This is a genomic window from Streptomyces sp. NPDC048462, from assembly GCF_043200175.1.
GTDB lineage: Bacteria > Actinomycetota > Actinomycetes > Streptomycetales > Streptomycetaceae > Streptomyces.
On record NZ_JBICXG010000003.1, the window covers coordinates 267369 to 290247 of the forward strand.

Sequence of the window (22879 nt, forward strand, 5' to 3'; positions counted from 1 at the left end):
GGGCCGGGGCACTGCCACGTGGTCCGCCGGAGGCCCTGGTGCGGGTTCCTTCAGCCCGTGGCGGCGTTGAGGAGGTCGAGGACGCTCTGCTGGCAGCCGTAGTCGGTGGTGCCGTTGCCGCCGTTCCAGTGGGGGCCGTACTGGTCGAGCGGGTTGCGGTCGTGGTCGTAGGCGCTGTTGGCCCAGCGGGTGAGGGCAGGGGCGTAGGGGTGGTCGGAGAGCCGGCGGTTGAGGGTGCCGAGGCCGCGTACATAGGCGCCCTTGAAGCTGGGGCCGTCTCCCGTGCAGCTGTCGCCCTCGCCCGGTTCGCGCAGGACGCCGTCCGTCTCCAGCCGCGTGGTGGAGGCGTCGGCCAGCTCGCGTGCGGTCGTCAGGAGGCCGGCGTCGCCGGTGGCTTTGTGGAACTCAGTCAGCGCGCCCAGGACGACGCCCTGGTTGTAGGTCCAGGTGGGCTGGCCGTTGTTGGCGCAGGCATCGGTGAGACCGTCGTTGATCATGCGGTCACCGTTGATCATGCCGCTGTTCCGGAACCAGTTCCATTCGCTCTTCGCCCGGTCCAGGTACGCGGTGTCGCCGGGGATGCGGTTGTGCAGGGCGGAGTTGAGCTGGAGGAACAGCTCGTTGGTGATGGCGTTCTTGTAGTTCCCGTTCGTGCTCCACCGCACCCCGCCGCCACAGGTGCTGTTCCAGTTCGCCTGCATGTGGTCCGCGTCGGCCCGCGCTGTGTCGAGGTACCGGCTGTCGCCGGTCACGTCGTACGCTTCGATCCAGGCCAGACCCCACCACCCGGTGTCATCGAGGTACTCGTTGCGGAACTGCCCTCCCTGCGCGTTGACGTTCTTGTCGTACGTCTCGGCGATGGCGTAGGTGTAACTGCCCATGCCGCTGATCCTGCTGTTGTCGATGACCGCGGTCAGAGCGTTGGCAGCGGTCCACCAGCCGTTGCCGCCGAACAGCTTGCTGCTCCGGTCGAACGACATCATGAGCGCGGTGGCCGCCGCGGTGCTGCGGCTGCCCGCGTTCCAGGTGGTGCGCGCCCAGGGGGTGCACGCGATGGCCCCGCCGGCCGGTTGCCCGCACGCCCGCAGGGCCCCGACGCCCCGGGTGTTCCAGTCGTCGACGTTGTACATCTGGGTACGCCAGCCGGTTCCTCCGGACGGCACGGCGGTGTCGCCGAGGCGGCTTCCGGACGCCCAGGTGCGGCCGCCGTCCATGGACCGGTCCAGCCACACCTGGTCACCGGAGCCGCCGTTGTCGATGGACGCCCAGCCCATCGCGTCGGCGTCGTCGAAGTGCAGTGAGATCGACCTGCCAGAGACCGAGGCGGTGACGGGGGCCCTGTCCTGGGGACTCAGTGCCGGATCGCGCGCGTCGCAGTACGTGTTGCACACGGCGGCGGGCGCCGCGGCGGCGGGGGGCGCCGACATCCCGCCGAGAAGGAGGGGGGACAACGTTGTCAGAGTGGCGACCAAGGCCGTCGGAATGGATCGGAGTGACTTCATGGGGGGGGGGAGACTCCCGAAACGATTGATCCGGTGGGGGATGTTCTGCCGAATGGGGGAGAGCGTTTTCCGAAAGTAGCCAGGGTGCCTGGCCACGTCAACGGATCGGACCCACTCGCTCGCCGCCCTCCGTGGTGGAGGGCAGCGAGCAGGGAGGCGGGGCTCGTGGCTGAATCAGTAGCAGGACCGCGGCCAGGGCCCGGGCGGTAGGGACGCCATGGCCCGGCCTGCGTCGTTCAGCTGAGTTTCCAGATCTGGTTCGTCCCGCCGGTGGAGGCCCACTGCTGGAGCGCCGCACCGGGCGCGGTGGACTCCTTGGCCACGTCGGCCACCCAGCCGCTGCCCAGATTGACCAGGACGTAGGAGACGTTGGTGGACGAGGTGTACGTGCCTGCGGCCTGCAGGGCCCACTGCTGGTTGGTTCCGTCGTCACAGGCCCACATGTCGAGGCGGGTGCCCTGTGCCGTGGCCTTGCCGGGGACCTCCAGGCACTTGCCGCTGTCGGCGCCGACCAGGGTGTAGACGTTGCCGCGCTCTCGTTGGAGCGCCCATTTCTGGTTGGAGCCCCCGGTGGCGGGCCATTGGACGACCGCTGTTCCGTTGGCCGTGGCGCCGCCGCGCACGTCCATCAGGTGTCCGCTCGCGGCACTCGTGAGGCGGCGGGTGGCGGCGGGTGGGTTGGAGGTGCCCGTCCAGGTGCCGGCCCCGAGGTCGAGCGTCCAGGAGTTCTGCCAGCTGACGGTCACCGTGGTCCCGCTGATGGTCAGGGGCAGCCACACGAGGGGGGACGAGCCGAGATCGTCGGTGTTCCAGCGGTCGCCCGCGTAGATGAAGGTGGTGGCCGAAGTACCTTGTACCGGGATGATGTTGGCGGTCTGGGAGTCGTACGCCTTCGTGCCCGGTGGTGCGAAGGTCCGGAACGGGGTCCAGGGGCCGGACAACGACGTGGCGGTCGCGTAGACGTTGTCGTTGGTCCTCCAGCCCGTCAGGTTGGATGCGAGCAGGTAGTAGCGGCCGCCCGTCCTGACCATCGCGGGGGACTCGTAGTCGGGGAAGGTCTGGACCGTCTTCGTGACGGTGAGGTAGTCGTCCGAGAGCTTTTCGATGCGCAGGCCGTGCTCGGGGTCCCTGCGCATCAGATACCCGGATCCATCGGTGTCCTGGAAGACACCGATGTCCTTGCTCTGGGCACCCAGAGGGCGGGAGCTTCCCCGGTAGTCGTAGGTGCCGCACGGTGTCTTGCTGGTGGCCACACCCACCTTCGCCTCGCCGTAGGACGGGCTGTCTATGTGCAGGTACATCACATACGTGGCCGTGGAGGCGTTGTAGAGGACCTTGGGTCGCTCCACGACGCGGCCGGGGCCCAGATCGCCGCTGGACCGTCGGCTCAGCGCGGCGCCCTGGTAGGACCAGTGCGAAAGATCGGTGGACCGGTAGCAGTCGATGGACTGGAAGCTCGTGTCCGCCGAACTCTCACCGGTCTTGTTCTCGCCGAAGGCGTACCACGCGGACCCGACCTTGACGATGCCGAGGCCGTGCATCTGGAGGGCGCGGCCGGAGGTGTCGGTCCAGGACTTTCCAGGTGTGAACGTGCTCGTCGGGTCGGCACGTGCGGGGGGCACCGCCACCAGCACGACGGCCAGGGCGGCGAGGAGTGAGAGGGCGCCCCAGGACAGGCGCCGAACAGAATTGAGGGTGCGTGCGAACATGCCGTACCTCTGGGAATCGGGGGTGTGATGTCACGTGAGTGGATGACGATGACTCAAGCGGCCTGCGCTCGGGGCCCGGCCCAGCCGGCAAGGTCCCTGCCGTCCGCGTCCCGCCGCGGCCCGCGCGGTGACCGCCAGGACCGCCGGCCCTGACGGCCACCGCGCGGGTGACGCCGCACCTGCCGGTGCGGCGTCGTTACAGCACGGTCAGGCTGTCTATGTTGGCGCCCTGGGGCGCGGTGAGGACCGCGCGGACGGTGATGCCATCGCCCTTCGGGAGGTCCGCGGTGACGGAGTCCGTCGCCCAGGTGTCCCAGCCGCCGGTGGGCGACATGGCCAACGTGCCGGCTTTCTTGCCGTTGACATCGATGGACAGGGGGCGGTCATTGCCGCTCCCGTTGGCGTAGCGGACGAGGAGCCGCTTCGTGCCGGCCGCTGCCACGGCGACCGTCCACGCGATGGTGGAGCCGTCCGCGGACGTGCCGGTGAAGTCGGCGTAGCCGGTTCCGGTGTAGCCGGGGTGGCTGGTGTCGATGGAGAAGGTGCTGTCGAGCCGGGCGGTCTCGGCCTGGTAGACCGTGCCGCCGCCGACGGCGGGGTAGGAGCCGCCGCTGGGCTCGACGGTGGCGGCATTGCCGCCGTCCCGGACAACGGGAATTTCCGCTGTGACGACGCTGAGGATCTTCGCCTTCGCGTCCCATACGCTTCCGGCGCCCTTGTCGCTGAGGAGAGCCGCGGCCTCGCTGGAGAAGGCGGGCAGTGTGGCACCGCCGTTGACCCGCATCCCGACGGGCGCCTCCAGGCCGTGCATGCGGATCACGTAGCGCCGTTTGTCCGGCGCCCCCTCGTACGTCCCCTTCGGGTGAGCGATGACGACGCGCTTGGAGGCGTTGGCGTAGGTGAGGCGAGTGACGCTCGTCTTCTTGCCGGTCCGGTACGCCTCGGTCACCCCGTCGTCCTCGACGACCTCGAAGGCGCCGTCGGCCCCCGCGTAGACGTCCATCTCGAGCTGCCGCTTCGTGAGGTAGGCGGTGCTCTGCGCGTAGGGGTACCTGGGCAGAATGGCGCCGGCCTTGACGAACAGTGGTGTTTCTCCGGTGCGGGTGGTGTAGGGGAGGTCCGCGGTGTCGGATCCGGTGTGCTTGATGTCCGCCCAGAAGTTGTACCAGGTGGTTCCAGCCGGCAGCCAGATCTGCTGGACGCTTCCCCCGTCGGAGGTGACAGGGGCGACGAGGAGCGAGGGACCCCACATGTACTGCAGGTCGTGGGTGTAGGCCTGCGGCCGGTTCTGGTAGTCGATCACCATGGCCCTGGCCATGGGCATGCCGGTGGCGTTGGCCTGGTGGGCGAGGGTGTAGATGTACGGCATCAGGCCGTACCGCAGCTGACCGTACTTCGCGAAGTCCGCCCGCGCCTGGGTGCTCTGGTCGAGCGGCCAGCGTGATGCCAGCTTGCCGCGGTCCTTGGTCGAGGCAGTGCCGTGCGGGCGCCAGATCGGCGAAAGGCTGGACCAGCCGGCGGGCCAGTTGCGGTAGAACGCGTCAGAGATCAGGCTGCCGTTGCCGAAGCCTCCGCCGTCGATGTTCGCGAAGGGGAAGCCGCCGAGACCGGCCGTCTGCATGCCCCGGATCTGGTTCCGCATCTCGTCGTAGGTCGAGCTGATGTCACCCGTCCAGTAGTGCCCGTAGCGCTGCTGGCCCGCGGTGGCACCACGACTCCAGGTCCAGGGGCGTTTGACGGCTCCTATGTGCCCGGATTTGTCGGGGTCCCAGCCTTCCTTGCCGACCGCCTTGTGCACGTCCAGGAAGTAGGCGTTGCGCCCCTCCGCCCAGCGGCGGCCGTCGGCCGTCTTCGCCGTGTACGGGATCGCTCCGAGGTCGTCGACCTCATCGATCCACAAGGCGTCACCGGGGTACTTGAGTGCCGGGTTGAGCGCCTTGTCCCAGAAGACCTTCCACACCCAGTCGCGGGTGTCGGGGTTGGTCCAGTCGGGAACGGCGTTGTTCTCCTTCACGTCCTGGAGGTCAGCCGTCGCGAAGCTGTATCCGGGCGGCGGGCCGCCCTTCCATCCCGCCATCTCATTGGTGTTGTTCCGGTTGTAGTCCAGAGTCACGGTGACGCCGTTTTCGGCGGCCCACTTCTGGTAGCCGGCGGGGTCGGGCCAGCGGTCGTGGCTGAACTCGAACCACGAACCGGACCAGGAGCCCGAGCCCTCACGCCAGCGGTTGTCGTTGACGTGGTGATCGAAGGGGAAGCCAGCGGCGCGGTGCTGGGTGATCTTCTCCCGCCACCAGTTCTGGTCGCTCACGTCGGCGAAGTTCTTGTCGGAGAGCTGAAGCCCGAACACGGATCGCTGAGGCAGCCGTGGGCGGCCGGTGAGCTGTGTGTAGCGGTCGAGGAGCTGGGCGAACCGCGGGCCATTGATCAGGAAGTAGTCGAGCTGGGGGCTCACACCGCCGGCGTCGTGACCGTCGGCGAAGAAGCCGTACCCGCTCGCCCCGCCGAAGTGGAAGGTCGTGTCGAACGTGGTGTTGAAGAAGACGCCGTATCCCTTGTCGGACAGGTAGAACGGCACGATGGCCGGTGCCTGGTTGTCGGGGTTCCTGGCCGACGCGTCCGCGTAGTTGTGGGAGACCGTGTCACCCGTGCGGTCGAGCCGGGGTGTGCGGCCGAGCATGCCGTGTCCGGCCTTGAGGAAGCGCTCACCGGAGGACGGCGGGACGAACGACTGGGTGGCGATGGTGCTGTTCGCCCCGCTCCAGGAAAGGCCGCGTGTGGCGTCCTCCTTCGCCAGCAGGGCGCCGGTGGCCAGCGAGTAGAACTCCAGCCGCAACGGCTTCTTGTGCAGGACGATGCGCAGTCCGTCGGCTGCGCCGGTGCGGAACTCGAGGGTGTCGTTGGTGACGGTGAGTTTCAGGCTTCCGCCCAGAGAGGTGTGACTCTCCGGCTGCACCATCTCGTAGCGGGTGTCGGAGAAGAACTCCTCCTTGGCGCGGGCGGCGCTCACCCTGACCATCTGGTTTCCGTACGCCGTGAGCCGGAGCCGCTGTCCGGTCACGCTGGTGACGGTGACACGACGGCTGCCCTCAGCGGTGTGTTTGGCGTAGTCGGAGAGCTGCTCCCCTTCTCCGGCTGCCGCGAGGGCCCGGTGGGGCAGGGAGGTGACGGCGCCCGCGGCGAGCGCACCGGCAGCCGTTGCGAGCAGGGTCCGGCGTTTGATCTGTTCGCGCTTCATTGCGTCTCCAATACGTGTAGCAGCCAGAGGCTTTGCGGCTTTGCGCACGCAGGGCCCGCGAGCGAGGCGTAGGTCCTCGTGGGTGATGCAGTGGGGGAAGCGGTTCTGCTGCGTGGGCCGTTGCCGAGGTACGCAGCCGTGCCGGTGAGGGGAGGAGCCCGGGCCGACGCGGTTCGAGTGCCGCGTCGCGAAGTCGTCGATCGCTAGTGGGGGTCGGAGGGTGTCGATGCCGGCGACGGTGGTCGGTCAGCTCACTGCGTGCGGCAACCGCCGTTGCAGAGGGGGTGTTTCACGGCGCACCGCCCCGGGGGATGCGCTCCCGGGTATTGCGCGCCTTCATGCAATGCAGGGGTCGGGCCGCCTGCATCATGAGTTCATGTACTTGAACATCGAACTGCAATGTGAATGGCTACGGGTGGTGACGGTAGGTCCGGAGTCGCCCGAGGGTCAACCCTGCTGCACGCGGAAGGGTTCTCGATGATGCGGGGTGGCGGTGGGTGCCTCTGTTCCCCGGTGCGCGATTTGCGCCCTTGGTGGCCGGCCCTCGGTAGGCCTCCGGCCTGCAGGTTGTCGTTGGAGGCTCGTGTGTTGAACTGTTTCTTTCTCTGAGTCTTGACTCAAAAAACAACATCACAGCACACTGGTGGTAGTCCCTTCGTTGGTCGAAGGGCATCTTCGTGAGGGGCGGGATTGGCCGGGGTGCGGGCAACTACTCTTCCCGCAAGCCTCGTTGTGATAGAAGGCGGCGACTGGATGCCGCGCCTTCCTGCTGCCTGAGACCGGGTAGCGGGAGGGGCTGTCACGGCGCATTTCTCTCGGAAATCTCGAATCCCGCCGGCCTGCTCCGCGGAACTGAACCGCGGTCCCTGGCGCCGGAGTTGAGGCATGCATCAGGTAGCCCGCACTTTGTCCCCCCACAGATAAAAGTTTGAGCCTGAAGTGTCAAAGGGGTTTCTGGTTGACGAAAAAGCCATTACCTTTCCTGCTCTGTACCGGATAACAAGGACGCGCTCGCCCGACTCCCTCCCAGGGCGCTCGTGTCCCCGGCGCGACGGCGCGCGCCTGTGCGAGACCCCCAGCCCCGTTGCCTTACGGAGGATGCGCGTGCACAGGAGACTTACCCGGCCCCTCGCGGCGCTCGCCGGCACCCTGCTGGCTGCCGCAGGCGCCCTCACCGCCCAGCAGGGCCCGGCCCAAGCGGCCGCCGCAGAGCCCGTGTTCCAACAGGTCACCCTTGCCAAGGGGGTGGCCGAGACCGGCGAGCCGATGACGCTCACTGTCCTGCCGAACCGGTCAGTCCTGCACACCTCAAGGGACGGCACCCTGCGCCTCACCGACGCGGCCGGCGCAACCAAGGTCGCCGGCAAGCTGGACGTCTACTCGCACGACGAGGAAGGCCTCCAGGGCGTCGGTATCGACCCCGCCTTCACCACGAACCGCTTCGTCTACCTCTACTACGCCCCGAAGCTCACCACCCCCTCCGGGGATGCCCCCGCGGACGGCTCGGCAGCCGACTTCACTCCCTTCGACGGCGTCAACCGGCTCTCCCGGTTCGTCCTGAAGGCGGACGGCACCCTGGACACCGCCAGTGAGAAGAAGGTCCTGGACGTCCCCGCGAGCCGTGGGCTGTGCTGCCACGTCGGCGGCGACATCGACTTCGACGCCCAGGGCAACCTCTACCTCTCCACCGGCGACGACAGCAATCCCTTCGCCTCCGACGGCTACACCCCCATCGACGAGCGGCCCACCCGCAACCCGGCGTACGACGCACAGCGCTCGGCCGGCAACACCAACGACCTGCGCGGCAAGGTCCTCCGAATCAAGGTCAACGCCGACGGAAGCTACTCCGTCCCCGCGGGCAACCTCTTCGCCCCCGGCACCGCCAAAACCCGGCCCGAGATCTACGCCATGGGCTTCCGCAACCCCTTCCGGATGACCGTCGACAAGCCCACCGGCACGGTCTACCTCGGCGACTACGGCCCCGACGCCGGCACCGCGAGCGCCACCCGCGGGCCCGCCGGGCAGGTCGAGTTCAACCGGATCACCAAGGCCGGTAACTTCGGCTGGCCCTACTGCACCGGCAAGAACGACGCCTACGTCGACTACAACTTCGCCACCTCGACGTCCGGCTCCGCGTTCTCCTGCTCGGCGCCCAAGAACACCTCACCGAACAACACCGGCCTGACCGACCTCCCCCCGGTCCAGCCCGCCTGGATCCCGTACGACGGCGGTTCGGTCCCGGAGTTCGGCAGCGGTTCCGAGTCACCCATGGGCGGCCCGGTCTACCACTACGACGCGGCCTCGACCTCCGAGGTGAAGTTCCCCGAGAGCTTCGACGGGGACTTCTTCGCGGGCGAGTTCGGCCGCAAATGGATCAAGCGCATCGAACAGACCGGCGACGGCACCGTGCAGTCCATCAACGCCTTCCCCTGGCAGGGCACCCAGGTCATGGACATGGCCTTCGGCCCCGACGGTGCGCTGTACGTCCTCGACTACGGCACCGGCTACTTCAACGGGGACGAGAACAGCGCGGTCTACCGCATCGAGAACGTCACCGGCGGACGGTCCCCGCTCGCCCAGGCCTCGGCCGACCGCACCTCAGGCGAGTCCCCGCTCGCCGTGCAGTTCTCATCGGCGGGAACCTCCGACCCCGACGGCGACCCGCTCAGCTACGCCTGGAAGTTCGGTGACGGCGCAACCTCGACCGCGGCCAGTCCGGCGCACACCTACACCGCGAACGGGCAGTACACCGCGGAGCTGACCGTCTCCGACGGCACCGGCCGGACGGCGACCGCATCCGTCACCGTGACCGTGGGCAACACCGCACCCACCGTGAAACTGGAACTGCCCCTCGACGGCCGGATCATCGACCCGGGCGCCGCGGTGCCGTTCAAGGTGACCGTCACCGATCCCGAGGACGGCACGATCGACTGCTCGAAGGTCAAGGTCACCTTCATCATCGGCCACGACAGCCACGGCCACCCGCAGACCTCGGCGACCGGCTGCTCCGGCACCGTACAGACCATCGCCGACGGCGAGCACGATCCCAACGCCAACATCTTCGGTGTCTGGGACGCCGAGTACACCGACAAGGGCGCGAACGGGCAGCCCGCCCTGACCAGTCATGACGAGCACATCAGTCAGCCCAGCCACCGCCAGGCCGAGCACTACGGAGGCTCCGCCGGGGTGACGGTCGTCAGCCACACCGCGGCTCACGGAGGCAAGACCGTGGGCAACATCGAGAACGGCGACTGGATCTCCTTCAAGCCGTACGCACTCGACAACGCGACCAAACTGACCGCCCGCGTCTCCTCCGCCGGGGCGGGCGGCACGCTCGAAGTGCGCGCGGGCTCGCCCACCGGCACCCTGCTCGGTTCCGTGGCCGTCCCCGTCACGGGAAGCTGGGAGACGTTCCAGGACGTCTCCACGAACCTGAGCAACCGCCCATCCGGCACCACCACCCTCCACCTCGTCTTCAAGGGCGGCAGCGGATCCCTCTTCGACGTGGACGAATTCACCGTCACGACCTCCGGTACGGCCGGCCCTCGGGAGGGTGCAATCACCGGTATCGGTGGCAAGTGCGTCGATGTAGCTGCCGCTGCGACGGCGGACGGTACGCAGATCCAGTTGTACACGTGCAATCAGACGGCCGCCCAGAAGTGGACGGTCGGCACGGACAGCACCCTGCGGTCGCTCGGTAAGTGCATGGACGTCAGCGGAGGCGGAACGGCGAACGGCACCAAGGTCCAGCTCTACGGATGCAATGGTTCCGGGGCGCAGAAGTGGACTCCGGCGGCTGACGGGACGCTGCGCAATCCGCAGTCCGGCAAGTGCCTCGACGCGGAGGGCGTGTCCTCCGCCGACCGGACCAGGCTGCACCTGTGGACCTGCGGCACCGGCGCCAACCAGAAGTGGATCCTGCCATGAGACGACGACCGGTCCGACCTCTCGGACGTCTCGCCTGCTGGGCCGCATTGGGCATGCTCGGTGTCGCTGCCCTGCCGGCGGCGGGTGCGACCGCCGCCCCGGCACCTGCCGCCCTCGACCGCTCATTATCCGCCCCGGATGCGGCCGCCGTCGCTGACCCTGCGTACGACGTGCTGGTCTTCTCCAAGACCGCCGGGTTCCGCCACTCCTCCATCGATGAAGGAGTCACCGCCCTGCGCGAACTGGGCGCGGCCAACAACTTCACCGTCACCGCGACCGAGGACGCCGCCGCCTTCAGCCCGTCGAACCTCGCCGGATACGAGGCCGTCGTCTTCCTCTCCACTACCGGCGATGTCCTCAACTCCACCCAGCAGACCGCCTTCGAGGGGTACATGGCGGCCGGCGGCGGCTACGTCGGCGTCCACGCGGCGGCCGACACCGAATACGACTGGAGCTGGTACACGGGCCTGGCCGGCGCCCTGTTCCAGTCCCACCCGGCCATCCAGCCCGCCACCGTCAAGGTGGAGGACCGCGCCCACGACGCCACCGCCCATCTCGGCCCGACCTGGCAGCGTACCGACGAGTGGTACAACTACCGCACCAATCCACGCACTTCAGCCCATGTTCTCGCCTCGCTCGACGAGTCCAGCTACAGCGGCGGAAGCATGAGCGGTGACCATCCCATCGCCTGGTGCAAGGACTACGCCGGCGGGCGCGCCTTCTACACGGGCGGCGGCCACACCGAGGAGTCGTACAGTGACCCGGCATTCCGGCGCCATCTGCTCGGCGGCATCCGCTGGGCGGCCGAGCTGACCGAGGCCGACTGCCGTCCGGAGACCGGCTACACCACGCTCTACGGAAACTCGGGCACCACCGGCTGGAAGCAGGCCGGTCCGGGCTCGTTCGCCGAGTCCGACGCCACCCTGACCACCCGCGGCGGCCTCGGTCTCCTCTGGTATCAGTCCAAGGAGTACACGTCATACTCCTTGAAACTCGACTGGCGGCAGGCCGACGACGACAACTCCGGTGTCTTCGTGGGCTTCCCTGCCTCCGACGATCCCTGGTCGGCCGTCAACAACGGCTACGAGATCCAGATCGACGCCACCGACACCCCCGACCGCACCACGGGCTCCGTCTACGGCTTCAAGTCCGCCGACCTCGCCGCCCGTGACGCGGCCCTGAACCCGCCGGGGGAGTGGAACACGTACGAGATCCGGGTCGAGGGCGAGCGCCTCCAGGTCTTCCTCAACGGCCGCCGTATCAACGACTTCACCAACACCGACCCCGCCCGCGGCCTCCAACAGGGCCATATAGGCCTGCAGAACCACGGGGACGGGGACGACGTCTCCTTCCGGAACGTCCGGATCAAGGAACTCGGCGCCGCGTCCGGCCCGAGGGAGGGTGCCATCACGGGCATCGGCGGGAAGTGCGTCGATGTGGCCGGGGCCGCGTCGGCGGACGGGACGCAGATCCAGCTGTACACGTGCAACCAGTCGGCCGCCCAGAAGTGGACGGTGGGTACGGACAGCACGCTGCGGGCCCTGGGCAAGTGCATGGACGTCAGCGGAGGTGGTTCGGCGAACGGCACCAAGATCCAGCTCTACGGGTGCAACGCTTCCGGCGCGCAGAAGTGGACCGCAGGCGCTGACGGAACCCTGCGGAACCCGCAGTCCGGCAAGTGCCTCGACGCGGAGGGTGTCTCCTCTGCCGACCGGACCAGGCTGCACCTGTGGACCTGCGGCACCGGCGCCAACCAGAAATGGGTCCTCCCCAGCTGAGTGACCCGCTCGACACCGTCATCGGCGCGGAGGGCGACGGTGGCGGGACCGGCCCCGCACATGGGCCGGTGACGGCGGCAGCGCGCGACGCCGAAGCGCCCTGCCGCCGTCCCTCATGCCCATCGGTGACGGATGATCGAGGTCATCGCACTCGTTCGGTGGGGTTCGCAGACCCCGTGCCGGTCAGGGCTCGCTCTTCCAGATCCTGGTACGGGGCCCGGGTCATCGCCCCGGACGCAGTAACTCGGCTCGCGGCCCACCCCATGAGGAAGCCCACCGGTACGGACACGAGGCCGGTTGCCTCCAACGGGAACCAGGCGAAGTCGGCCCCGGGCAGGATCGAGGTGGGCGAACCCGAGACGGCTGGACCGAACAGTTGCAGCACCACGCACGTGCCGAGCCCTCCGTAGACGCTCCAGATCATGCCCGCCCGTGTGTAACCCGACCAGAAGAGTTCGAACACAACCGTGGGCAGGATGGCCGCTGCCGCAGCCGTGATGGCGAACTGGGCGAGGAAGGTGACTTCTCTTCCCTCCAGCGCGACCGCAAGCAGCACGGCCAGCGTGCCGACAGCGACCGCGGACCAGCGCAGGAGACGCATCTCGGTCTTTGCCCGCCGGTCTCGCCCCGCGCCGGCGGCGAAGACGTCGTGCGCCAGAGAGGCCGCGGACGAGAGGGTCAGCGCAGCCACCACAGTGAGGCTGGTCAGGAAGAACATGGAAACGGTGAGGGCAATGGTCATGCCGCCGACGGAGCCGTCGGCAGCCAGTTGTATGGCGAGAAGCGGAAGTGCCGCGAGGCCCTCGGGATCGGCTGCGCGGATGGCGTCGGCACCGACGACCGCGGTCGCCCCGAAGCCCAGGAGGACGGCCAGCCCACAGAAGAGGGCAACTGGTCCGATCGCGTACTTCACTGTACGGCGCGCGGACTCACCCCGATCGGTGGCGTTGAGGCGCATCAGCATGTGGGGGCCCACAGCGGCTCCGAGGATCACGGTGATCAGCATGGAAAGCCGGGACCAGGCGTCGTCGGCACCGACGCCGTGGAGCGGGCTCGGTTCGTAGTAGTGCGCGGGGTCGGGGCTGTTATGCGCTGCGGCGTCGAGCAGCTGGTTCACGTCCCAGCCGAACGCGTTCAGCACCTGGCCGGCCAGCACCGCCATGGCGACGAGCAGGACGACCGTCTTGATTGTCTGGAGGATGCTGTTGCCCCGCATCCCGCTGAGGGAAGCCGCGCAGATCATGACGGCTCCGATGAGGGCGGTGCAGACCTGTGCAGCCGCGCCGGTATCGGAGAGTCCCATCAGAAAGGTCACAGCGGCGCCGGCGACGACCAGCTGAACCACGATCAGCGGCAGACAGAAGCACAGGGTCGCCACGGTGCCCGCGATGCGCGCGGCGGAACCGGGGAAGCGGGCCCCCAAAGTGTCCCCGAGGGTGAACTGACCTACATTACGCAGTGGATGGGCGAGGATCAGGAGCACTCCCAAAGAGCCCACGGTGCTCATCGCCAGGGCCATGCCGTCGTAGCCGGAGAGTGCCACCAGACCCGTGGTGGCCATCAGGGTGATGAGAGAGATGTGATCGCCCGCCAGAGCGAGTCCGTTGGTCACCGGCCTGACGGTCCGTCCGGCCACGTACACGTCCGCCGGCCCGTCGGAGTCCGCACCGTACATCAGGTACAGGAGGACGACGCAGCACACCACCAGGAGAAACGCCACCAGTGGCACGGCGCTCGATGGTGCTGCGGCGAGGAACTGATCGGTGCGGTCCGTCATCGTCTGCCCTCTCCGTTCGCGGAGTTCAGGGCGACGCCCCCGCCACTGTTCCATTTCCGGTATGCCTCCTGCTGGTTACGGTCGAAATGGACCGATGTCGCGAGCAGCAGGCAACCCTGTACGGCGAACAGCACTATCCCTGCGGTGAGTTCACCTGCCACGTGGGTTCCCACGGGTATCCCGGTGAGTACCGGAAGACCCACGATCGCTGCCCATCCGGCGCCGTTGGCGATGACGAAGCGCCGACGTGAACGGGAGGTGGCCGAGCGCAGCGTGTTGAGGCCGTTTTCATCGCCTCCCGTCCTCAAGGGTTGCGCGCCGTGGCGCCTCGGTTCGAAGAACGAGTGCTGGGGTGACTCCATGATGTCTCCTGATCGGGCCAAAAGATGCAGCCGGCCGACCGGGTGGCCCAGCCCGGGCAGTGGCAGAAGTGGGACGACTGGCGCCATGGACGCAGCGATCGGGAAGAGCGCCCGACGCGGCTGGAACCGACGACGGGCGATGCGGTGGTGTGCCGGCGAAACCCACGCCAAGGCAAGTCGCATCCGTGTCTCGAGCAGCGCCAACGTCGCGGTGGTGGCAGTGCGGTCGGGAAGTCCGGGGGATCGGGTGCTTGTTCTGCCACGCCCGGCGCGCTCAATCCGGCAACGCCAGCTCCGCCCAGATGGTTTTGCCCGACTGCCGGTACCTGCTGCCCCAGCGACTGGTCAGCTGGGCGACGAGAAACAGCCCGCGACCACCCTCATCACTCGTGGAAGCCCGGCGCAATCGGGGTTGGGTGTTGCTGGGATCGCTGACCTCGCAGACGAGGACGTCGTCGTGAATGAGCCGAAGGCCGATCGGGCCACCCGCATACCGGACGGCGTTGGTGATCAGTTCGCTCACGATCAGCTCGACAGCGAAGTCGAGATCCTTGAGCCCCCACTCGTTGATCTTGGCGGCGACCGCCGCCCTGGCGTCGGAGACCGCGACCGGATCGGCCGGAAACTCCCACTCGGCAACTGCGTCGCGTTGCAGCGGACGGGCCAGGGCGAGCAGCAGGGCCGTGTCATCGGCCGCGGGGTGGTCAGCCTGTTCCGCGGTCAGTACCTCGCCGGCTGTCTGAAGAGAGCACCGCTCACCATGCAAGTCGGCTATGCGGCCGGCGAGCCGGCTCACGGCAGCGTCGACGCCGTCGGCCGGCTGGCCGAGCAGCCCGTCGCTGTAGAGAGCCAGCCAGCTGCCCGGAGCGAGGCGGGCCGTGGTCGCCTCGAACGGCAGGCCGCCCACGCCCAGCGGCGGGCCTGGCCGGACCGGGAGGGGGCGAGCGGTGCCATCCGGTCCGGCCACGATGGGCGGGGGGTGTCCGGCGCTGGCCACCGTGCACAGCTGCGTGACCGGATCGTAGAGCGCGACCAAGCATGTCGCGCCCACGGTGTCGCGCTCAGCAGGGTCGGCCTCGGAAGCGAGACGCGCGACCAACTCGTCCAAGCGGCCGAGGAGTTCGTCCGGAGTCAGTTCCAGGTCGGCCAGGGTCTGGACGGCGGTACGCAGACGACCCATGGTGGCAGCGGCGTGCAACCCGTGCCCGAACACGTCGCCGACGACCAGGGCGACCCTCAGGGAGGGCAGCGGGATCACGTCGAACCAATCCCCTCCGATCTCCGCGCCGCCGGCGGCCGGCACATACTTTCCCACTGCCTCCACCGCCGGGGTGAGCGTCGCGGCGGCCGGCAGCAGGCGTTGTTGCAGGGATACGGCGGCACGGTGCTCCCGGGTGTACCGACGCGCATTGTCGATACTGAGCGCCGCATGCGCGGCGATCTCCGCGAACATATCGGCGTCCTGCTGGTCGAAGGGCTTGTCGCCACCGGTGCGCCATGCGCCGATGAGCCCAAGAACCAGGCCACGGGCGAACAACGGGGCCATGACCAGGGAGTGACCGTTGTCCGGGATGAGCAAGCGGTTCAGGCGGCCATCGCCTATCGCCCGTTCGATCGAGTTCCGATCGAAGAGGACTGTGCGTCCTTCCTGGAGGTCACGAATCGCGGGCCGGTCCGGCAGCCGGGGAAATCTTTCCTCCAGTCGCAGCAACCCCTGGGGCCAGCCATCGGTGGCTCGCACCGCCATGCGGCGTAGATGAAGATCGCCGCCGGCGAACGTCCTGGGTGGCTCGTCGCCGGCCAGAACCTTGTCGGCGAGATCGACCGACACCAAGTCCGCGAAGTCGGGCACGAGCACCCCGGCAATGTCCTGGGCGGTGCGGCGGACGTCCAGGGAGCGGCCGATGCGGGCCGCGGCCTGGTGTCGCAGCTGCAGGCGACGGCCGGCAAGCCACTGCTCAGTGGCATCCGTGACCAGCACGATGACGCCTGTGGCTCGGCCGCGGCGGTCAGTGGTGCGCACAGCGGTCACCGAGAACGAGTAGTCACGAACAGGTTCGGACCGGGAACGGCCGCGGATGGCGTGGTCGACCAATGGCACGCCTGTTGCCAGCACGGTGCGCAGCTTCGCCTCGATGATGGCGGCATGGGGTGGTTCCATCACGTCCGCCGGAGTGCTGCCCAAGGGCGGGGGTGACAGGCCGGGCGAAGTGAAGTTGGTCTTTACGACGGCGAGATCGGCGTCTCGGATGATGACCCCGATCTGCTCCTGGGCGAGCAGGGCGCGCAGGAGCACGGCGCCCTGCTCGGAGTCGGCCGCACGGTCCGCCGGAACGGCCAGCAGCAGCTGGTGCGCAGATTGCTCGAGAGGCAGAGCGCGGCAGCGCACGCTCACGGAGTGTCCGCGAGAGTGACGCAAGAAGGTGTCCTCGGTGGGGGAGGGCCACACCGAAGGAACGCCATCCGTACGCGTTGAGTCGGTGAACAACTCGGTCACGTGTAGGCCGCACACCTCGTCGGCGGACCTGCCCAGCAATTCCGAGGCACCCCGGGACCACTGCCTTACAGTGCCGTCGTCGTCGATGAGGGCTGCCACTACGGTCGCCAGAGCGTCGTAGCCGTCATCGTCCTGACCGGTGCGGGAGTCCATGCCAGCCTCGCAAACATTGATGCCTTCTACATCCCAAGTATGAGTATTTGTGTGATATCTGCTGGTTGTGATTGACCAGCGAATGCTGTGGCGCGCCGGAAGGCCCAGGGGTGGCCGCCGAGGCACTCGTAGGCTTCGGCGCAGCATCTTCGACGACGCGGCTTCGGCGACGGCGAAGGTCAGGTGCGACACGCGCCACGCGCGGTCCGTAGGCGTGCCCAGGTTGGGCCTCCGGCGGACTCGCCGGGGGAGTCTGCTGCCGGCCTCCTGTGGAGTCTGCACTCCTGACGATTCAGATGATTCCTGACATTCTACTTGATGTACTTAATATCCGAATGTCGGGATAGTTGGGGCGGTTTCCCCAGTCACCCGAGGAGTGACGGTGCCCCGGCGCGTCGTCTGCTGCCTGACTCCTTGGCCGGTGTCAGCCGGTGGATGCGCCGCTGAATCGGCCGCCGGTATTCAGTGCGGGCAAGTTCGCTGCATCTTGGGTCCGTTGATGAGTATCAGGCGCGAACCCGTAGAGATTCAGTGCCGCGTTGATGGCCGCTTCATCGCGTTCAACCATGGTGGCGCTCCTGGTTCATGTCGCCCCGGAGGGGCAGGGTTCTGCTTTGGTCGAGCGCATGAGCGGTCATGTTGTTGTCTGGGCAACTCATGTGTGGGCGGGGCTGGCGTCGGCCCCATCATTGGGAGCGATGGCAATAGTGTCAACACTTTGCGCCAGGGCTGGTGTGAGTTTTCGGTTCTGACTGCGCTCCCGTTCGGGCGAGTGTGCATGCTGTTCTGCCTGTGGGCGAAGGTTCCATGTGAATCGGATCAGCGTCGGCGGCGGGAAGGGCCTGCGGCCTCGTGGTGAAGGGGTACGTCAATGCCGGCGGGAAAAATGTTGACACTCCATGGCGGTCCTCTTACGGTGTGCATCACCGCCGCCACTGCCGCCATCCCGACGGCCCAGAGATGGCGACACGGGGCGGGCCCGCGGTGGCGAGTGCTTCCCCGGCTCATGACCGATACCGCGAACCTCTCGGTGCCGGCATGGTCCACTTCGGCCGATCGCCTTGGGTGCTGGGGAGCACGGCGGCTTACGCCGACGTCCCGGTCGGCAGTTCCTACCCGCAGGTGTCCGCGCCGCCGCAAGTGCCGAGTCGTTGCTCAGCCAGAATCGAGTGCCACGATCATGCCGATAGACGTCCCCAAACTCACTCAGGCTCAACGCGTCCAACCCGCTGGGCGTCATGGCGTCGGACTCCCCGTTGTCGTCGCACCACCTACCTGGCGGCCGGATCGTGATGCCTGCCGGCCCGGGCCGTCAGCCTGAGCGAAGTCGAGAGGCCCACCCGGGATGGCGCCGGTCTTGGAGGCTGCACCTCGTACGTGTCGATATCGGCACCTCAGAGGTGACGTACTTCCTGTCCTGCAGCCGGAGCGCGGAGTTGATCGCAGGGGATCGGCTCACCCACAACACGTCGGGTGCGAACCATTGACCAGCCCTTGCGCATGCCGAGGTGGCACTTCGACCGTTTGAGCGGGGCGAAACGGTAGCCATCGAAGCCGGGCCGAGTCTGAGCATCGCGATGACGTGTAAGGGGTCAGTCCCGAGCTCACGTGCGCACCTCACCAGCCTTCGGCATGTCAGGGCGCCTCTACGGCGACGGCTGTCGCATCGGTGCGAGAAGCACGATCCGCACCGGGCCCGGTCGAACAAGTTACGTGCAGTTGCCACTGGTTCCGCCGAACCGGCTTCCCGCAGCGGCGGGCGCCCGTGGGGAACTGCCGCAAGGGGATCAAGGAGGATTCCGCATGACCACCATGGACAAACCCGCAAGGCCCATCAGAGCAGGCGAAGCCCCGTCCGGCACCGACAGGGAGTCGACTGGGTGGCGTACGGCCATTGCATCCCTGCTCGGGCTCACCGTTGGCCCCAGCGTTCTCACCGTCATGTCGTTCGGGGCGTTCATCGCCCCGCTCCACCGGGAGTTCGGCTGGGGCGTTTCCGATATCGGCCTGGCCGCCTCTCTCCTCAGCGTCACGGTCATGATCATCTCGCCTGTGCAGGGCTATCTGGTCGACCGGTACGGCGGTCGCCGCCTCATTCTGATGAGCTCACCGGTCTTCGGTCTCTCGCTGATGGCGATGTACTTCCTGCCCGGCAACCTGTCCGTGTTCTACCTGGCCTGGGCCCTCATTCCTGTCTGCGGTCTGGGCCTGTGGCCGGTGTCCTATCTCCGCCTCACAGCAGGGTGGTTCGAGCGCAAGCTCGGGTTCGCGCTGGGGGTCGCCAACTCCGGTATCGGAGTAGGCACTGTTCTGGTCCCCGTTCTCACAGCTTGGCTGATCGGGGCGTTCGGCTGGCGGGCCGCTTTCGTCGGACTGGGGGCAGTCGCGCTCCTCGCCTTCCCGGTCGCATTCTTCTTCATCACGGAACCGACCCCACGCAAGACCGATGTCCAGACAGGCGGTGACACCCTGAAGATCTCCGCGAGGAGGAGGCCGTTCTGGCTCATCCTGGGCGCGTTCCTCCTGCTCGGGCTGGTCGGCTCCTCCATTACGGTCTATCAGATTCCCCTGCTGCTCGACGCCGGCGTCCCGGAAGGCATTGCCAACCTGGTGCCGGTCGCGCTGGGGCTTGCGCTCATCGTGGCCAGAGTCGCCACGGGCTGGCTCCTGGACCGCTTCAGTGCATCCGTGGTCATGTCCTTCAACCTTGCCGGCGGCCTGGTCTCGGTGCTGTTGTTCGCGGCGGGCCCCAACGTAGTGACGGGACTCATCGCTGCAGCCCTGGCCGGGCTGTTGATCGGCTCGGAGTTCGATGTCCTCAGCTACCTCGTCCCCCGGCATTTCGGGCGTGCGGCCTACGGCAAGATCTACGGGATCGCGTTCTCGGCCTTCCAAGTCGGTGGGGCCGTCGCATCGTCCGCTGTGAGTGCGAGCCGGGACAGCTATGGCTCGTACACCCCGGCCATGCTCACGCTGGCTGTCGTGTGCGTGATCTGCGCCGGCCTCTTCATGTGCCTCGGCCCGTACCGGTACGACGCGGTCCACGGGTGAGCTGGGTCGGAGGGGAGGAGCCCGGTGCAACCCATGCCTTGGCACGGTGGGGTTGTCCCGAGCTCGGGTCTGTCCCGTAGTCGGCGGCGAGGCGGGTGCTCGTCAGGCGAGCGGGATGCAGTGACGGACCCGACGGCAGCGAGTTCGGTCAGTGCGGATGTGGCTGCCCCCAGGTGCCGGTCAAGGCGGGCGTCAGGCCCGCGGTGGGCGTTCCGCGATCGGTCGCAGGGCATCCACCACGAGGTCCAGCAACCGGCCCGTCAGCTCCGGGCTGCTGACGGCCGTCGTGGACAGGAACACCCCCAGGAGCATCATGGTGACCTCGTCCGGCTCGACGTCCGCCCGGAGTGAGCCGGCTTGTGCCCCGGCGTCGAGGATCACCGCGATTGCGGCAGTGAGCCGTTCCCGGGTGGCCGGTGTGGCGATGGCGCCCGAGGCCCAGCCGGCGCGAAGGGTCTCGGAGATGCCCTGTTTGGCTGCGAAGAACGCCGCATAGCGATCCATCCAGGCACGCAGCGCCGCCTCGGGCGGCAGCGTGGAGAGCAGTGCGGGGGCGCTGGTGACGACGGCGTCGAGCTCGGCGGCGTAGATGGCCTCGACGAGCGCTTCGCGGGTGGGGAAGTGGCGATAGAGCGTGCCGATCCCGACGCCGGCCTCGCGGGCGATGGCGTCGAGGGGGGCCTTGCCGCCGGTCGCGGTGAACGCGTCCCGTGCGACTTCGAGCAGCCGCTCGCGATTGCGCCGGGCATCTGCACGGGCTGGACGCCCGGTCGCTTTCGCTGAGCCGTCGGGGAGTGGCGAGTCTGACGCGGTCAAAGCGGAGGCCCTCCGTTTAGTGTTACGGTCGTGAGTAACGGAGTCTCTCCGTTTACTTCCATCGTCTCATGAGAGCGAGACTGCCATGACGTCCACCGCCCGATCACCCCAGCTCACCGCCACCGGAGCGGCACGAGCCGGCGGGCCCGGTGTGCTCGCGGGCCGCACCGTCTCCCGCGTCGGCTACGGCGCCATGCAGCTGCGGCGGCTGGATCGCGAGGCAGCGATCGCGCTGCTGCGTCGCGCCGTCGAACTCGGCATCGATCACGTCGACACCGCCCAGTTCTACGGCAACGGCTTCGTCAACGAGGTGATCGCCGCGGCGTTCCGCCCCGAGGACGACGTCCTGGTCGTCAGCAAGGTAGGCGCCGAACCCGCACAGGGCGGCCCCATCCCACTGCGCCTCGCCCAGCGGCCCGAACAGCTGCGGGCGGGGGTGGAGGACAACCTCAAGAGCCTCGGACTCGAACAGATCCCGCTCGTCAACCTGCGCCGCGCCGACCACGGTCCCGGTCTGCGACCCGAAGGCGACCAGATCGTCGACCTCGACGATCAGCTCGCCGTCATGGCCGACCTGCGGGACGAGGGAAAGATCGGCGCCATCGGCCTCAGTAGTGTGCCCCTCGACGCGCTGCGCCGAGCCCTGTCCGTGGGCATCGCCTGTGTGCAGAACGCCTACAGTCTGGTGTCGCGTGACGACGAGGACATCCTGCAGCTCTGCCTCGCCGAGGGCATCGCCTGGGTGCCGTACTTCCCGCTCGGCGGCGCCTACGCGGGCCTGCCGAAGGTCACCGAGGAGCCCGCCGTCGCCGCTGCCGCGCAGGCGCTGGGTGTCGCCCCCGCCCGGATCGGCCTGGCCTGGCTGCTCCAGCACACCCCGAACACCCTCCTCATCCCCGGCACCGCCGACCTTGAGCACCTGCGGGCGAACGTTGAGGCAGGCGCGATCACCCTCGATGAGGCCACTCTCGCCGCACTCGACGCCGTCCCGACGCGCTCCGGCGACATTGAGGTGGCGTAGTCCCCTTCGCACGCGTCACCACACGGGGAGGCCCTCTTTGACGCTGAACGCCGCCGAGCGGCTCCGTACGGGTGAGGAGTTCGCCCGGAACCTCGCACTGACCGGGCTCGCGCCCCACGATGTCGCCGCCGACCTGGCCTTCACGCCCGTGCGGCTGCGGCAGACGCTCGACGTCGACCCCGTGTCCGACCCCGTCGACGTGTGGCAGTTGCGCGACCATCTTCAGCAGGCCGTCCTGGACGCCGGGGGCACGCCCGTCCCCTATTCCGTGCTCAGTGACCGTTCTCGGCTCAGGGCGCGCCTCTGGTTCCGGCTGCGCAGCGCCCCACGACACGTCTTCGCGAGGGCATGAAGCGGCCCAAGACCGCATATTCGAGGTGACCACAGGTGTGCGCCCGGTCACGCGGGCCGACACCACCACCGCCGAGCCGAGGCGGCGGCGGTCGCGGGGGGCCATCAGTCGTTGCCGGGCTCCCGTCAGTGGGGGTGAGGACGGTCAACCGGGGGTGTGCCACGGAGGAGCGTGCCGAGGGACCCGCCCTGCTTGGCAAAACGGGGTGGCACGCGCGTACCTGGTGGGCAATCAGCTCGACTGCCTCCGCTGGCAAGCAATGCTGCTGGCTGATCCAGCAAACCGGGTCGCCGGTGAAGGACTCGACCGCGTTCGCCAGGGCATCGACCGATCCCATGGCGACCCTCTCGCGGCGCCTCTGCTTACGTTGGCGGGTATCGGATTTCCTATCACGGTATTCCGGCCACTCCAAGCTGCGTTCTCGCGGAATGGTGCGGCATGATGGAGAGATCACTCCTGATTGCCTAGCTGGAAGTGCCGAGAAAGTATGGTTGCGCAGTTTATGGATGTGAAGCAGTTGGCTGAATATTTGAATGTGTCGGTGCAGTGGGTGTATCGGGAAGCCTCGAAGGTGGGGCTCAAGCCTTACAAGTTCGGGAGCGGTCGCAACGCGAAGATCCAGTTCAAGATTGCAGATGTGCAAGCTTGGGTTCGCCAGCAGTCGTCCCCTAGCTGAAATGGTTCTCTAGGTTCGGGCCC

Annotated in this window: 14 protein-coding genes; 6 read left to right on the plus strand and 8 right to left on the minus strand. The window is 67.9% G+C overall.

What is annotated here, in order from left to right:
- Positions 1–50: 50 nt before the first annotated feature.
- From ACGFU6_RS07270 to ACGFU6_RS07280, 3 genes are all read right to left on the minus strand, one after another.
- Positions 51–1427, minus strand: coding sequence for a glycoside hydrolase family 76 protein (locus tag ACGFU6_RS07270; RefSeq protein ID WP_393609063.1), 1377 nt, complete (start codon positions 1425–1427; stop codon positions 51–53).
- A gap of 311 nt (positions 1428–1738) precedes the next feature.
- Positions 1739–3211 (minus strand): RICIN domain-containing protein, encoded by a 1473-nt coding sequence (locus ACGFU6_RS07275; protein WP_393608685.1) that lies wholly within the window; start codon positions 3209–3211, stop codon positions 1739–1741.
- 196 nt (positions 3212–3407) lie between these two features.
- Positions 3408–6446, minus strand: coding sequence for a TIM-barrel domain-containing protein (locus ACGFU6_RS07280; RefSeq protein WP_393608687.1), 3039 nt, complete (start codon positions 6444–6446; stop codon positions 3408–3410).
- A gap of 1098 nt (positions 6447–7544) precedes the next feature.
- On the opposite strand from ACGFU6_RS07280, the gene ACGFU6_RS07285 reads away from it, so the two are divergent.
- Together ACGFU6_RS07285 and ACGFU6_RS07290 are read left to right on the plus strand one after the other, a co-directional pair.
- Positions 7545–10373: a PQQ-dependent sugar dehydrogenase gene (locus ACGFU6_RS07285; protein ID WP_393608689.1), complete on the plus strand. Its 2829-nt coding sequence runs from the start codon at positions 7545–7547 to the stop codon at positions 10371–10373.
- Complete coding sequence (locus ACGFU6_RS07290; protein ID WP_393608690.1) at positions 10370–12151, plus strand: ThuA domain-containing protein; 1782 nt, start codon at positions 10370–10372, stop codon at positions 12149–12151. Before ACGFU6_RS07285 ends, ACGFU6_RS07290 begins: the two co-directional genes overlap by 4 nt.
- 142 nt (positions 12152–12293) lie before the next feature.
- Here the strand turns inward: ACGFU6_RS07290 and ACGFU6_RS07295 are convergent, their stop codons facing one another.
- The 4 genes from ACGFU6_RS07295 to ACGFU6_RS07310 form a co-directional block, all read right to left on the minus strand.
- Complete coding sequence (locus ACGFU6_RS07295) at positions 12294–13982, minus strand: cation acetate symporter (RefSeq protein WP_393608691.1); 1689 nt, start codon at positions 13980–13982, stop codon at positions 12294–12296.
- Positions 13925–14290, minus strand: a complete 366-nt coding sequence (locus tag ACGFU6_RS07300) for a hypothetical protein (RefSeq protein WP_393608692.1) — start codon at positions 14288–14290, stop codon at positions 13925–13927. Before ACGFU6_RS07300 ends, ACGFU6_RS07295 begins: the two co-directional genes overlap by 58 nt.
- Before the next feature lie 274 nt (positions 14291–14564).
- The gene (locus ACGFU6_RS07305) at positions 14565–16940 is read right to left on the minus strand and encodes a SpoIIE family protein phosphatase (RefSeq protein ID WP_393608694.1); all 2376 of its coding nucleotides are present in this window, start codon (positions 16938–16940) and stop codon (positions 14565–14567) included.
- A gap of 424 nt (positions 16941–17364) precedes the next feature.
- Positions 17365–17508, minus strand: coding sequence for a hypothetical protein (locus tag ACGFU6_RS07310; protein ID WP_393608695.1), 144 nt, complete (start codon positions 17506–17508; stop codon positions 17365–17367).
- Between the two features lie 1235 nt (positions 17509–18743).
- Between ACGFU6_RS07310 and ACGFU6_RS07315 the strand changes: the two genes are divergently transcribed.
- Positions 18744–19991 carry an MFS transporter gene (locus ACGFU6_RS07315; RefSeq protein ID WP_393608697.1) on the plus strand — a complete coding sequence of 416 codons (1248 nt, stop codon included), beginning with the start codon at positions 18744–18746 and terminating at the stop codon, positions 19989–19991.
- A 192-nt stretch (positions 19992–20183) separates the two neighbouring features.
- On the opposite strand, the gene ACGFU6_RS07320 is transcribed toward ACGFU6_RS07315, so the two are convergent.
- Entirely contained in the window at positions 20184–20807 is a 624-nt protein-coding gene (locus ACGFU6_RS07320; RefSeq protein WP_393608699.1) for a TetR/AcrR family transcriptional regulator, read from the minus strand.
- Positions 20808–20892: 85 nt separating this feature from the next.
- Between ACGFU6_RS07320 and ACGFU6_RS07325 the strand changes: the two genes are divergently transcribed.
- From ACGFU6_RS07325 to ACGFU6_RS07335, 3 genes are all read left to right on the plus strand, one after another.
- Positions 20893–21828, plus strand: a complete 936-nt coding sequence (locus ACGFU6_RS07325) for an aldo/keto reductase (RefSeq protein ID WP_393608700.1) — start codon at positions 20893–20895, stop codon at positions 21826–21828.
- Between the two features lie 37 nt (positions 21829–21865).
- Positions 21866–22180, plus strand: coding sequence for a DUF2316 family protein (locus ACGFU6_RS07330; protein ID WP_393608702.1), 315 nt, complete (start codon positions 21866–21868; stop codon positions 22178–22180).
- 502 nt (positions 22181–22682) lie between these two features.
- Positions 22683–22856, plus strand: coding sequence for a helix-turn-helix domain-containing protein (locus tag ACGFU6_RS07335; RefSeq protein ID WP_393608703.1), 174 nt, complete (start codon positions 22683–22685; stop codon positions 22854–22856).
- Positions 22857–22879: the final 23 nt, after the last annotated feature.